Source organism: Pseudomonas sp. Z3-6, assembly GCF_051131985.1.
Classification (GTDB): domain Bacteria; phylum Pseudomonadota; class Gammaproteobacteria; order Pseudomonadales; family Pseudomonadaceae; genus Aquipseudomonas; species Aquipseudomonas zanjanensis.
On sequence record NZ_CP071644.1, the window covers coordinates 3891119 to 3904719 of the forward strand.

10 protein-coding genes are annotated in these 13601 nt (G+C 59.3%); 4 read left to right on the plus strand and 6 right to left on the minus strand.

From position 1 onward, the window contains the following. Nucleotides 1–100: 100 nt before the first annotated feature. From J3P88_RS17230 to J3P88_RS17245, 4 genes are all read right to left on the minus strand, one after another. Nucleotides 101–427, minus strand: a complete 327-nt coding sequence (locus J3P88_RS17230; protein WP_434570524.1) for a four-helix bundle copper-binding protein — start codon at nt 425–427, stop codon at nt 101–103. Between the two features lie 122 nt (nt 428–549). Further along, entirely contained in the window at nt 550–1152 is a 603-nt protein-coding gene (locus J3P88_RS17235; protein ID WP_186705698.1) for a LysE family translocator, read from the minus strand. Between the two features lie 54 nt (nt 1153–1206). Further along, nucleotides 1207–2043: an AraC family transcriptional regulator gene (locus tag J3P88_RS17240; RefSeq protein ID WP_434570526.1), complete on the minus strand. Its 837-nt coding sequence runs from the start codon at nt 2041–2043 to the stop codon at nt 1207–1209. A gap of 340 nt (nt 2044–2383) precedes the next feature. Next, nucleotides 2384–2809, minus strand: a complete 426-nt coding sequence (locus J3P88_RS17245; protein WP_434570528.1) for a GlcG/HbpS family heme-binding protein — start codon at nt 2807–2809, stop codon at nt 2384–2386. 279 nt (nt 2810–3088) lie between these two features. On the opposite strand from J3P88_RS17245, the gene J3P88_RS17250 reads away from it, so the two are divergent. Both J3P88_RS17250 and J3P88_RS17255 read left to right on the plus strand, forming a co-directional pair. After that, nucleotides 3089–4174 (plus strand): Rieske 2Fe-2S domain-containing protein, encoded by a 1086-nt coding sequence (locus J3P88_RS17250; protein ID WP_434570530.1) that lies wholly within the window; start codon nt 3089–3091, stop codon nt 4172–4174. Beyond that, a complete protein-coding gene (locus J3P88_RS17255; protein ID WP_434570532.1) occupies nt 4171–5121 on the plus strand; it encodes a PDR/VanB family oxidoreductase in 951 nt (316 codons plus the stop codon). The genes J3P88_RS17250 and J3P88_RS17255 overlap by 4 nt, the downstream gene beginning before the upstream one ends. A 316-nt stretch (nt 5122–5437) precedes the next feature. Here the strand turns inward: J3P88_RS17255 and J3P88_RS17260 are convergent, their stop codons facing one another. Both J3P88_RS17260 and J3P88_RS17265 read right to left on the minus strand, forming a co-directional pair. Then, a complete protein-coding gene (locus J3P88_RS17260; protein ID WP_434570533.1) occupies nt 5438–6151 on the minus strand; it encodes a GntR family transcriptional regulator in 714 nt (237 codons plus the stop codon). A gap of 125 nt (nt 6152–6276) precedes the next feature. Then, complete coding sequence (locus J3P88_RS17265; protein ID WP_434570535.1) at nt 6277–7308, minus strand: Ldh family oxidoreductase; 1032 nt, start codon at nt 7306–7308, stop codon at nt 6277–6279. A gap of 220 nt (nt 7309–7528) precedes the next feature. Between J3P88_RS17265 and J3P88_RS17270 the strand changes: the two genes are divergently transcribed. Next, on the plus strand, nt 7529–12355 hold the full coding sequence (locus J3P88_RS17270) for a dermonecrotic toxin domain-containing protein (protein ID WP_434570537.1): 4827 nt from the start codon (nt 7529–7531) through the stop codon (nt 12353–12355). A 162-nt stretch (nt 12356–12517) separates the two neighbouring features. Beyond that, entirely contained in the window at nt 12518–13516 is a 999-nt protein-coding gene (locus tag J3P88_RS17275; RefSeq protein WP_434570539.1) for a FecR family protein, read from the plus strand. Nucleotides 13517–13601: the final 85 nt, after the last annotated feature.

The following is a 13601-nucleotide window of genomic DNA, read 5'->3' on the forward strand; positions in this document are numbered from 1 at the left end:
CCGTGGCGAAGAAGGGATTGTGGGATCGGCCCCCCGCATCCCCATAGCGACCGGCCAAGCGCTTGTCCTCCAAGACCAGCGCTTGGCCAGGCCACGCCGATCAGGCGGCCATTCGCTCACACGCCTCGGCGCATGACCGGCAAGCTTTTGCACACGCCTGGCAGTGCGCCGGTTCGTGTTTGCCACATTCCTCGCCACACGCCCGGCAAATTGCCGCGCACACAGTGCACAGTTGGGCGGCGACGCTGCTGTCGCGCTTCATGAGCGTGGCCGCGAGCCGACATAGGTCGGCGCAGTCACGGTCCAGCTCGATGCACCTGGCCATCATCTGCACACTCTGCTCACGCAGGCAGGCTGCGGCGCAGGTTTCACAGGCCATGGCGCAGGCGATGCATTCGGCTATGCATGCCTCGTAACGACTGTTCATGGGAATCTCCTGTTGCGAAGGTCGATTGGGGTATACCGCACATGAAAACAGGGGCGGTATAAGGTCCGACTCGGCCGTCAATCCGGAGGTTTCGAGAGAAAAATTACAATTTTGTCAGCCGCTCAGACCACCAGCGTCAACCACGCCGACACCAGCAGCATCACCGCCATGACTCGATTGAACCGCCCCATCGCCACGGCGGAACGGCAGAAGCGCGCGGCTCCCCGGCCCAGGTAGGCCCAGACAGTCATGCAAGGGATCGAAATGGCGAAGAATGCCAGGGACAACCACAGAACCCGCACGGTACGGTCGGCCTCGGCCCCTGCGAAGACGCTGACCACCGCCAGCGCCATCATCCAGGTTTTCGGGTTCACCAACTGCAACCCAGCCGCCCCGGCCAGACCCAAGCGTGGCCCCTCGACCGGACGGTCCGGGTCGATGACCTCGGCCGGTGCGCGGAAAATCTGCCAGGCCATCCAGCTCAACCAGGCGATGCCCGCCCATGAGAGCAGCGTCTGAATCGTGGCATGGCGCGCCAGCACGTCCCCTAATCCGGTGCCGACCAGAAGCACCAGCAAGGCCGCTGCCGCACAGGCACCGAGGATGATCGGCAAGGTGGTTACCAGGCCGAAGCGTGAGCTATGGCTCAGCACCAGGATATTGGTCGGGCCCGGGGTAATGGAGGCGACAAACGCGAACAAGGCAAACGGCAGTAACTGGTCCATGGAGCGACTTCTCGGTGAAGGATCGATCGCTTGATCATCCCCGCCAAGCCTTGGTCAGTCTGGAACAATTGAGCAGCGCTTGCGGTAGTCCGCCGGGCTCAGGCGATAGGCACGCTGGAACCAGCGGCCCAAATGGCTTTGGTCGGCAAAGCCGAGCATGGCCGCCACCGCCACGGCGCTCTCGCCACCGGCCAGCAGGCGCCGGGCACGAGCCAGGCGCAACTGGATGAGATAAGCATGGGGCGCCAGGCCGAAAGCGGCCTTGAAGGCACGGGTCAAGCGGAAACGGTCCACGCCGGTGACCCGGGCCAGGTCATCCAGGCCGATGTCTTCGCTCAGGTGACTGTGCAGATAATCCCTGGCCTGCTGCGCCACCAATGGCAGCCGCGGATCCGGGTTGATCCGTGCCCGCCAGTGCAGGTGTTGGGTCAGGTTGGCCAACAAGGTATCGAGGGCCGTCTGGCGCACGATGCGGATCTCTTGCTCGTGCAAGCTCTGGAAGGCCGACGCCGTGGCACTGGCCAACCGCGCATCGTCGGTCAGGGTGGCGGCGAATCCCAGTTGGGCGTTGTCCGGTGCCTCGTCGAACAACGAACGCAACTCACGCTCCAGCCATTGAGGTTCGAGGTACAACGTGCGGTAGGTAAACCCGTGGTCATGGGGCGCATTACCGTCGTGCAGTTCACCGGGCTCAAGCAGAAACACCTTGCCCGGCGTGCTGTTGTGTTGCTGGCGACGGCAATGAAACTGTTGCACGCCCTGCTCGGTCACGCCCACCAGATACGTGTCATGCCAATGGGGATCATAGGCATGCCCCTCGAAATGCGCGCGCACGGTCTCGATACCGGACGTCGCGTCCTGCTTGAGATCGATCCAGTTGCGCGCCGTCATGCCCTGTCCCGTTTGGTGAATGTGCTCCTGGCAGATTAACTGCTGGAGAAGCGTGTGTCTGGAAGATTTGTGCAGGCCTGCGATCCCTGTGGGAGCCGAGCTTGCTCGCGATGGCGGTGGGCCTGCTTGCATCGATGCTGAATGTTCCGCCGCCTTCGCGAGCAGGCTCGCTCCCACATGGTTTTTTGGTCGAATAGAAGATCAGCGTCCACCGCCGATCCCTGTGGGAGCCGAGCTTGCTTGCGATGGCGGTGGACCTGCTTGCATCGATGCTGAATGTGTTGCCGCCTTCGCGAGCAGGCTTTGCTCCACAGGGGAATTCCATAGCTTCATGACTGCTTCAAGCATCCGGCGTAATCACCGGCAACACGGTCTCAACCGCCAAACGAGCCAACTCCGCATCCTGCTCAGCCTTGACCCCAGACACGCCAATAGCCCCAATGCATTGGCCGTCATGACGAATGGCCACCCCGCCTTCAAGCATGCCCTGCACGTGCGGAGCGCTGAGGAAAGCGTAACGACCCCCGTTGATCATGTCCTCGAAAACCTTGCTGTCACGCCGCCCCATAGCGGCCGTACGCGCCTTTTCAGTGGCGATATAGGCCGATAACGGCGAGGCATCGTCCAGGCGCAACAGCCCGAGGGGATGACCACCGTCGTCCACCACACACACCGACACCGCCCATTGACGCTGGTGAGCCAGCTCCTTGGCCGCCACCAGCAATTGCGCAACGTCCTGCTCAGTGAGTACCGCTTTGGTCTTCATGAATCACTCCGTGTTGTGCGACAGCAAGCCCGCGAGACAATCAGGCGCCCGCCCGGCAGGTCGAGGAATTTTCGTTCTGCGAACCATAGCGCACATGCGGCAGTTCATTGAAGCCCTGTCGCTGGCGACCCGCTGCGCCTGACACCAGCCCCTACGCCCACATCAATGGATCCACTAACACAACCAATCGTCCATACACCCAGCAAAAACATTGACAATCAAATTAGTTAAGAGAGTTAATGGATCCACAAACAAAAACAATTCGCCTGGAGATCCGTCATGTACCCCAAGAACGCCTGGTACGTTGCCTGCACCGCCGATGAAATCGCCGACAAGCCCCTGGGTCGCCAGATCTGTGGTGAGAAGATGGTTTTTTACCGGGGGCACGAAGGCAAGGTCGCAGCCGTGGAAGACTTCTGCCCCCACCGCGGCGCCCCGCTTTCCTTGGGCTACGTCGAAAACGGCAATCTGGTGTGCGGCTATCACGGCTTGGTGATGGGCAGTGATGGCAAGACCGTCGAGATGCCGGGGCAACGGGTACGGGGATTCCCTTGCAACAAGACCTTTGCGGTGCAGGAACGCTACGGTTTCATTTGGGTCTGGCCCGGTGACCAGGCGCTGGCCGATCCGGCACAGATCCATCATCTGGAATGGGCCGAAAGCGATGAATGGGCCTACGGTGGCGGCCTGTTCCATATCCAGTGCGACTACCGCCTGATGATCGACAACCTGATGGACCTGACCCACGAAACCTACGTCCATGCCTCTAGCATCGGCCAAAAGGAAATCGACGAGGCGCCTCCGGTGACCACGGTCGACGGTGACGAAGTGGTCACCGCTCGGCACATGGAAAACATCATGGCCCCGCCGTTCTGGCGCATGGCCTTGCGCGGCAACAACCTGGCCGATGACGTGCCGGTGGATCGCTGGCAGATCTGCCGCTTCACCCCGCCCAGCCACGTACTGATCGAAGTGGGCGTGGCCCATGCCGGCAATGGCGGCTATCACGCTGCACCGCAATTCAAGGCGTCGAGCATCGTGGTGGATTTCATCACACCGGAAACCGAGACCTCGATTTGGTACTTCTGGGGCATGGCCCGGCATTTCCAGCCGCAGGATGAAGCCCTCACCGCGTCCATTCGCGAAGGCCAGGGCAAGATTTTCAGCGAAGACCTGGAAATGCTCGAACGCCAACAGCGCAACCTGCTGGACCATCCAGAGCGCAACCTGCTCAAGCTCAACATCGATGCCGGTGGCGTGCAGTCCCGGCGGGTGCTGGAGCGCTGGATCGCACGGGAGCGCGAGGCTCAAGCCGGGTTGATCGCCAGCACTCATCAGCCGCAACTGGCGGAGCAACGGCCATGATCGAAGTCCAGGTCACGGCGCGACACAACGAAGCCCTCGATATTTGCAGCTACGAGCTGAGCCGAATCGACGGCGAGCCATTGCCGGACTTCACCGCCGGTGCCCATATCGATGTGCACTTGCCCGGCGGGCTGATTCGCCAGTACTCACTGTGCAACCATCCCGAGGAACGGCATCGCTACCTCATCGGCGTGCTCAAGGACCCGGCGTCCCGCGGTGGTTCGCGCAGCTTGCACGAACAGATCCAGCCCGGCATGCGCTTGCACATCAGTGAACCGCGCAACCTGTTTTCGCTCGCTCCCCACGCCCGGCGCAGCCTGCTATTTGCCGGCGGCATCGGCATTACGCCGATCCTGTGCATGGCCGAGCACCTGGCCCAGAGCGGCGCGGCGTTCGAGTTGCATTACTGCGCCCGTTCACGGGACCGTGCGGCCTTCGTCGAACGCCTGCGCCAGTCCCCTTACGCTGACCGGGTGTTCCTGTATTTCGATGAAGAACCCGAAACCCTGCTGGACGCCGCCAGGGTCCTGGCCGCCCCCGATAACGACCTGCACCTCTACGTCTGCGGACCCGGTGGTTTCATGCAGCACGTCCTCGACACCGCCAAGAGCCAGGGCTGGCAGGAAGACTGCCTGCACCGCGAATACTTCGCCGCCGCCCCCATCGACACCCGCGCCGATGGCAGCTTTTCGGTCAAGCTCGCCCGCAGTGGCCAGGTGTTCGACGTACCGGCGGACCGCAGCGTGGTGCAGGTGCTGGAGAGCCACGGCATCAAGATCCCGATCTCCTGTGAACAAGGCGTGTGCGGTACCTGCCTGACGCGGGTACTGGAAGGTGTGCCGGAACATCGGGACATGTTTCTGACCGAAGCTGAGCAGGCCTGCAACGACCAGTTCACCCCGTGCTGCTCCAGGTCGAAGACACCGGTGTTGGTCCTCGACCTCTAACATCCGAACAACACGAAACCCTGTGGTGGGCTTGCTCCACAGTGTTTACCGTGGATCAATCTGTGCCGTGATGGCTGGGAAAGCTTTTGTGGCGAGGGAGCTTGCTCCCGCTTGAGTGCGCAGCGCTCATCGCTTTTTTGGGGTCGCTGCGCGCCCCAGCGGGAGCAAGCTCCCTCGCCACAGGACCGTGCGGTTCCCAATACCTTGTGGGTATCCAACATCACCGCAAACTGGCCCTCCGCCTTCGCGAGCAGGCTCGCTCCCACAGGGGATTTGGAGTGGATACGGATATTGCAATCACCAGCCGCCGAGGCGGTCACTCCGAACGCAGGATCACCTTCATTCGCTCATCAGCCAGTGTCGAGCCGAACACCTCGGCGTAGCGCAGGGTCGCATTGGCATGCTCGCGCATGATCGCCTCGGCGCGGCCGCTCTGGCGGTTGATCAGTGCGTCGAACACGGAATGGTGTTGCATATGGGCATAGTTGAAACGGCGAAACTCACCGGCCATGTTCTGACGATCCACCGCCAGGGCGGTGACTGAGGCGAATGGCAAATGATCGTTGCGGGCCAGGGCATCGGCGATCGCCGGGTTGTGGCTGCCTTCGACGATCACTTGGTGAAAGCGCATATTGAGGTCGTGATAGACCTCCAGGTCGTCCTCGGTGACATAGCCTTTGGCGAACAGTTCATCGCCCTTTACCAAGCATTGTTCAAGCGTCGCGCGGGCATCTTCGGACAAACCATGCTCGGCTGTCTGCCGTGCCGCCAGGCCTTCCAGCACGCCACGCACCTCCACGGCCCCAGCGATTTGCTCGGCGCTGACCGAACGCACCTGGAAACCGCGCCCGCCAAAACGCACCAGTAACCCTTCCTGCTCCAGGGTGCGGAAGGCCATGCGCACCGGCATGCGCGAAACGCCAAACAACTCGGCCGTGGGAATTTCCATCAAGCGCTCGCCAGCGGCCAGCTCGCCCGAAGCGATCATCTTGCGCAGCGCAACCAGCACCGTTTGGCCGGGCTTACTCATCCAGGCAATTCCAGAAAAAAAGAAGCCGTCATAGTAGAAGGCTTGGCCCAGCGTGTCACGGCAACGCCAGGGACCGGCCCGTGATGAAAGCGGTGGCAACCAGGCCGGCTGCCACCGCTGACGGTTCAAACGCCCGCCAGGTCCCGCAGTTGCGCCAAGGTCTGCTCGTCCAAAGTAATCCCCTGCTCATTGGCCTTGCTGCGCTCGCGGTGACGACGGTCTCCCGGCAACCGCCGCAGCCCGACACCGTGCATCTGCCTGACCAATTCCCGGCTGCGCTCGGCGAAGTCTTGCCCGGCGGTCTTGCTGGGGTCGATCACGATCAACAACTGGCCGGTCCACGGCGTCTTGGCGCCCGGATGATTGCTCCAATCGAATTCGAAGGAAAAGTTGCCCCCCGTCAGCGCCGCCGCCAGCAACTCGACCATCATCGACAACGCGGAGCCCTTGTGCCCGCCAAATGGCAGCAGCGCACCGCCTTCAAGAATCGCCTTGGGGTCGCGGGTCGGCTGGCCGAGGCTGTCCACGCCCATGCCGGGCGGCAACAACTCGCCCTTGCGCGCCGCGATCTGCACGTCGCCGTGGGCGATGGCGCTGGTGGCCAGGTCGAAGACGATCGGCTCACCGTCGGCCCGTGGCGCGGCGAAGGCAATGGGATTGGTGCCGAATAACGGACGGTCCGCGCCGTGGGGCACCACGCACGTCATGCTGTTGACCACAGTCAACGCCACCAGGCCTTCGTAGGCAAACGGCTCGACATCCGGCCAGAGCGCCGCGAAGTGATGGGAGTTGCGAATGGCCAGGACGGCGATCCCGGCGCTGCGGGCCTTTTCCACCAGCAAGGCGCGCGCGGCGGCCAGGGCTGGCTGGGCAAAGCCGTTGCCGGCATCCACCGCGACGAACCCTGAGGCGACGTCTTCGACCGCCGGCACGGCCTCGCCGTTGACCCAACCGCTGTTCAGCGTCGAGACATAACCGGGAAGGCGAAACACCCCATGGCTATGGGCACCGTCGCGCTCGGCCCCGGCGCAGTTTTCGGCCAGGCACCGAGCGACTTCGGTCGAGGTGCCATGACGCAGGAAAATCTTCTCCAGCAAACTCACCAAAGCATCGAAAGACAAGGTGCAAGAAGCGGCATGATCGGATGGCGCAGACATCTGAAGCTCCAGAATGATTGTTGGAGGTAGCAACAGCGTAAAGGACCCGCCCGGTGATTAAACACTGTTTCAGGCGCGCACTGCCAATCCTTCCCCGCCGCAGACCAAAGAAGCCCGGCGTGCAATAACTATGTACCACCTTTGTCCATCCATCGTTGCCTAGTCTGGCTGCTTCTGCCCCTTCGCGCCGTCTTGCGGCGCCTTTGATCGAGAAGCAACGATGACCACCACGCCCCTGCTATTTCCCGAGGTCCTGAACGCCAAGCGCCCGGACGAGTTGACCGCTCCCCACGGGCTGACCCAGGCCGACCTCGACTGGTTGCACCATGTCTCCCTGCCCAGCCATGCCCAGCGCGCGGCGCAGACGCCGCCGATGTTCGCCGAAACGATTCTGTTGCAGGCAGAGGAAAAACCACTCATTGCACTGGCCGGCTGTTTCGCCCTCTGCGCCTCGTCGAACGGTAGCCAAACCAGCACCGCCCCGGCGTTTCTCTATACGCCAAGTGGTGGAATCGAAAAGTTCGACAACCGGGCATCCCTCGAAGAAGAGATTGACCGGATGCGTCAGGACACTGCGCAGCGCGACGATCTGTTTCGCCTCCTGTCGATTTCCCAGTACAGCGAATTGAACAGCACCACCGACATCAGACAAACCAGGCAAATCATCGACGGGGATATTTTCAGGGCCCAGATCGAGTCCATCGAGAGCGCGCAGAGCATCAATGCCCTGGCCTTGGTGAATGAGCTGCTCCAACTGCCCTCGTTAAGATCAATGCTTGATCAAGTATTGAACGAAGCGCTGCCACGCCTGGATCATCGGCAAATCCGCTTGGCATTCACCAAGGGAACCCATCCGGCGGATCCAAAGGCAATCCCGGTAACTGAAAGCATTCCGCTGAGCGAGGCAGTCCTGGACTACTTCCATCATCAGGGCTGGCCGGCCGGGTATGACATCGATCTGACTCATCCAGGCACACTGGCATCGTTCTACTCGGCGCAGCAATGGGAAAACTTCATAAGGGACACGGCCAAAACACTGATTCCGACGCTGATCAGCTATATCGACGCCTTTTGGGAGGGACGCACGGCTTCTTTCTATATGCCACGACGCAAGCTTTTGTCTCGTGTCATTCACGATGAGCTATGGGCGTGCATTGTGATCGAACGGGAGAAAAGACAACTGACGGATGAACAGAGTCGTGAGCTGTTTCGGCTATTCCGATCGTCTCGGCGAGACGAGACATTGATGTTCATCGAAACGATTCGACTCTGGGAATATGAACCGAATTACGTGGAGCTTGCCGGTTCCATGATGATCAGCGCCAAGGGACATTATCTTTATACGCCCCTCGAAGGTTTTCAAAAGATAAGCAACTATTCAGGTTTCAAAGACAGGCTGTTGGGTCAATCCGCCAGCAGCGCAGAAAAGGAAAAAATCTATAGCCTCCTGAGCCTGGAAGAACGCAACCGCTTCCTGCACTTCGATGAGCCGCAGCTTTCGGGCAAGCCACTGGACTTGCCGGTGGCCGACACCCTGGCAAGCGCGATCATCGAGAAGCAGAAGAATAACTTCCATTACGCATTGGAAATGTCTCGCCAGGCCGATGTCGACATTCATTCGCTCATCGACAAGGCTCTGGATATACGTCCTTTCATTCACAAAAGCCTCTTGAATCAGCCAACCGCCGGGCATTGGGGCACTCATCCCGCGTTTCATGGAGAGCTGCGCCCATCCAATTTCATGGCCGATCAACTGGAAACAAAGATCAAGAGCTATACCGACGTGGAAGAGGCTTTCGACGGCCTTTTCAGTCAGCTACCGACCTCCCCGAACGCTTCGCTGCACCACCGGCTCAGGCCGCTGCTGGCCGAACTGACCAATGTTTTTTCTGTGGGTATCCGCGCCGAGGCCGAACTCCGGGAACTGGATTCGAGCCTGCCGTCGATTGCCCATGAGCTGATCAGTACGGTTTTTGCCTATGACGCCGAGTACCCGGACCGTTCGCAGCGTAAAGCCGTCAGGGGCTTTCGGCCGGATGTCTATTCGTTGACGCTCGCTTGCAGTGAAGAAGGCCGAACGATTCAGTTGCCTCTCGCCCATTGTTTTTTATTAACCGAGCGTGGAGGACTCGATACGCCCCACTCAGGCATGGCGATTCTTTGGACGCCCGCCGATGGCTTGCAGGCTTTTCCTGGCGTCGAGGTGGCCACCCGGCAATTGAACCGAGACCTGCTCGATTCGCAAAGACGCTTTGCTTTGCTCGAGAATCTAACGGCGCCTCAACGCCTGCCACATAGACGCTACCAACTCCACGCGTATGAACTGATCGAAAATAACGTGCTGCTGAATCGGATGAGTTCGTTTATCAAGCACTTTGAGGCCGAATATGGCTATCTGAGCACATTAAAAGCCGGGGATTGGCGGCTTACCGGACCGGCATTGGTCAAAAGTCTTCAGGCACTCGTGAGCAAAGGGGCGCCTACCAATCTGAACCACGTCACATCTATCGCCCAGGCCAATAAACGCCAGCAGAAACTACCTGCCTGGCTTGGCACGGCATCCCTTGAAGAAAAGCGCCTGCACGTAGAAGTGCTCGAGCAATATAAAAACAGCGTGTCCGATGGCAAGGATTACCTGGATGGTATCGAGCCCCTGCGAACTTATGTGCAAAAAAAACTGCACACGCTATTGGACGCGCGCTTTCCTCGGAAAAACCTGGACCCTGAAACTATCCAGATCACGCCCAACCTGGCGATCGTGGGGCCAGCTAGTTCGTTGACTGACTTTGCCTTGCATCACGTCGATGTGACCGAAAAAGGCTTCAAGGTTTCGTCAACCTCCACGCAGCCGTTACCCGTTGGCTTGGACGAGACGGCGGTACGGCAAATGTTGTTGTCGCTGGAAATCCCGACCACCTATAAAAACCATGTAACCCAAGCACTTTCCGGCAGCCCTGCGGATACTCAGCCGAGAAAACGGCGCTTTCGCCAGCAGCTCCCTTGGCAATTGTTGCAATACGCTCATGCGCGGTATCTACAGCAGCATCTTTCTCCGAGGGCGTTCGACCTGGTCCGGCAAGTAATGGACATGCCGGATGCCATCGCTCGTCAAGCGGTCGAAGGCGCCAACGCATTCTTCCGCCCTTTGGAGTTAATCAAAACCGAAGGCGGTGCCGCGATCAAAGCGCTGGGGCTCTACCTATTCAGCTCGACTAGCGATGCAACCAGCCCTCACGTCTTGTATTCGCCCTACCATGACGGTAATCAATTACATGAGTTCAAGGATGAAGCCAGCATCGTTGCCGCATTCAATACACCCGGTGCACTCCAGAATTTGTTGATTCGCCGGCTTCCCCAGGGCCAACAAGCCACATTCAAGAATCTCTTCGCGTCCACGCGCGCAACGCAATCGGAAGTGACCCTGGGCTTCAGCCCAATCAATACAAATATTCTGCATACGCTGTATGAGGACAACACCGCATTACTGGCAGAGATGCTGACCGCGCAAAACCAGGACAATCGTCAATTTGACTGGGCAACGGTTCTCCATGCCTTCAGCTCCGGGGTCAGGATGCTGGGAAGACAGTTACCGGCCAAACTGACATTCCTGGAAACGCTGTGGGAGAGCTATCAGGACTTCAAGGGCTCAGCCGAAGCCTTGCAACAGCATGACTGGAAAACAGGCCTGCACAACTTCATCGCGGGCGCCGCGGAGATGGTGTCGCTTGGTTTCCTGAATCGCGGCGATACCTTCGGCCTTCTCGACCCTATCGAACCGGTTCCTGAAAGTGCTACGCCAGCGACAAGCTGGAAGGACATCGCTTGCACGGCTGCTATGCGCACCGACCTTCAGGTCTTCGAAGCCTTGGACGTGAGCCTCTCGAATCTCCAGCTGGACTGGGCCGAAGGGGTCTACAAGGCCGTGGCGAATGGCAAGTTTTTTGTCCCCCTCGCCGGCAAGGTCTATCAAGTGGCAAAAGCCGGCCAGACCTGGCGAATCATTCACGAACACGGCGAAGGGCCTTTATTGAAAAAATCGGCGGATGGCCGGACGTGGGGAATCGATCCACAGCGCCAATCCATCCGATTTGGCAAGGCCGGGTCGAAGATGGCCATTACCTATAGCGACTTCAAGGCCAAGGGATCACTGAATATTGAGGCACGGGGCATGGCCGAGATACGCAGGAAATATCCGTTCCGGGCCAATGCGATCGTGCAGGCCTTGGAAACCGCGAGGTTTTACTCGTTCAATGCCCTTCAAAATCTCCACGCACTCAAACAGCAGGTTCTTCCGGGCTCTCGGCTGGATCGATACCTTCGATTTTTTTTTGGAGTGAGCAGCGTCGATGCCCGCCTCATTAGCAAAATAGAGAACGCGATTTCGCCGATATGCCAGGCATTGGCCAACCCCTCCTGGGAGCAAATGAATGCGGATCGCATCGTTGTCGGCACCCTTAAACACCTGGAAGACAGGGCGACAGCCTTTGTGCTCGAACCCGCAGCCGTCGGGAGAATTTATATCACTCAGTTTTTCTTCGAAATGGGATTGGATTGGTATAGGTCCGTCGTACCAGAGTCCTTCAACGTCGACGCACATGCCCAAGGAGCGACGTTCATCCATGAAATCTCCCATCAGCTTTTCAATACGATCGATATCATCTACCTGGATGCGGCGATGCCGTTCCTGGACTTGATTTCAACCGCCACTTATCTAGGGAGGGAGAAATACGAAACACAAAAGGAGCTGCAACAGAATGGGCTTTCGTTGAACACTCCAAAATCAAAACTCTTTACGCAATGGGACGAGACTGATAACACATTCAAGGGCATTGAGCTGTTGTCCGTCTATAAGGGGACCGCCCGGGAAATCCTGAAAATAACCGGCGCCAAAAACATGAATGAAGCACGTGACGCATTCCTCGACCCGATTTTGCCGGACACGCGCATCGACGTCATACTACGCAACGCCGACTCCATCACCCTCTTGATTTGTGAATTGGGGCGGCAACTTGATGTGCGTTCCTCTCGACAACTTGCGGTGTCCTGATCCGGGCAAGGGCTGTTGATCTTTTTTTCACGCCAGGTATGCGACGGTACGCCATGACCCAGGTTCGAGCGAAAAAACAGGCTCATTGATGCGCAAACGCCATGACAGCAGTTCTCGGCAGCTCATGCCGAAGGTTAGAATGCGGCAAACCAGGACGAATCAATGACCGAACATACGCTCTCGGAAGCCGAATACGACGCCATTACCGATGCCGCAGCCCATTGGTGCATGCGTTTGCATGCCGTCGACTGCACCGATGCCGAACGGCAGGCGTTCAAGCAGTGGCACGATGCCGATCCGCTGCATGCTTTCGAATACGAAGCCATGTTGGAAATCTGGGCGGTGGCTGATCATCTGCCGCGCGTCGAGCCAGCAGCCCCCGCCCCAGCGTCCAGGCCCCGGTCGCGTTGGAGCCGGTTGGCTGTCGCCGCCGCAGTGCTCGTCGTGGGCCTGCCCGTGGCCGCCTACACCGGTTGGAATCTGGGCTGGGTTGCCAATTCCTACGAGCGATTCGAAGCCGGCACGAGCGTCCGTCAGATCACGCTTGACGACGGCAGCCAGGTCGAACTCAACCTCGGCAGCGAGCTGACCTTCGCCAACTACAAAAACGAGCGCCGGGTGACGTTGAAAAAAGGCGAGGCGTTTTTTGACGTCACCCATGACAAACAACATCCGTTTGTCGTGCGCGCCGGCCAAGGCCAGGTGCGGGTAACCGGGACGCGCTTCAACGTCTGGATGTACCAGGACCAGGTACGGGTCACGCTGGTGGAAGGTTCGGTCAAGGTCATCAGTAACCAGGCGCTCACCCATAACGGCCTGCAACTTTCGCCGGGCATGCAAGCGAGCTACAAGGCGGGCGACCATCAACCGCAAATCCGCGAGACCAATCCCAACGACAGCTCGCTGGCGTGGCGCAACGGCAAGTTGGTGCTGGATAACCTCGCCCTGAGCGACGCGCTGCCGCTGATCAACCGCTACCTCGACCGTCCCGTCATGCTCGCTGACAACAGCACCGGCGGCCTGCGTGTCGGCGGTGTGTACAACATCAGCGAAGTACAGAACCTCGTGGCTTCGTTGCCGAAAGTCCTGCCGGTCTACCTGACGCAGAACAAGGATGGCAACCCGGTGCTCAATTCCATTGGGCAGCGGCCGGTTCAATAACTGAAAAGGCCCCTTTGGGACCTAAATTCTGTTCACTTAAAGGGAATGACAAACCCGTGGCGAGGGAGCTTGCTCCCGCTGGGCT

Bases quoted from the DNA above. Each gene is read 5' to 3' on its own strand.
- J3P88_RS17265 (WP_434570535.1), bottom strand. From the start codon at position 7,308: ATGTCTGCGCCATCCGATCATGCCGCTTCTTGCACCTTGTCTTTCGAT.
- J3P88_RS17255 (WP_434570532.1), top strand. From the start codon at position 4,171: ATGATCGAAGTCCAGGTCACGGCGCGACACAACGAAGCCCTCGATATT.
- J3P88_RS17275 (WP_434570539.1), top strand. From the start codon at position 12,518: ATGACCGAACATACGCTCTCGGAAGCCGAATACGACGCCATTACCGAT.
- J3P88_RS17240 (WP_434570526.1), bottom strand. From the start codon at position 2,043: ATGACGGCGCGCAACTGGATCGATCTCAAGCAGGACGCGACGTCCGGT.
- J3P88_RS17245 (WP_434570528.1), bottom strand. From the start codon at position 2,809: ATGAAGACCAAAGCGGTACTCACTGAGCAGGACGTTGCGCAATTGCTG.
- J3P88_RS17270 (WP_434570537.1), top strand. From the start codon at position 7,529: ATGACCACCACGCCCCTGCTATTTCCCGAGGTCCTGAACGCCAAGCGC.
- J3P88_RS17230 (WP_434570524.1), bottom strand. From the start codon at position 427: ATGAACAGTCGTTACGAGGCATGCATAGCCGAATGCATCGCCTGCGCC.
- J3P88_RS17235 (WP_186705698.1), bottom strand. From the start codon at position 1,152: ATGGACCAGTTACTGCCGTTTGCCTTGTTCGCGTTTGTCGCCTCCATT.
- J3P88_RS17260 (WP_434570533.1), bottom strand. From the start codon at position 6,151: ATGAGTAAGCCCGGCCAAACGGTGCTGGTTGCGCTGCGCAAGATGATC.
- J3P88_RS17250 (WP_434570530.1), top strand. From the start codon at position 3,089: ATGTACCCCAAGAACGCCTGGTACGTTGCCTGCACCGCCGATGAAATC.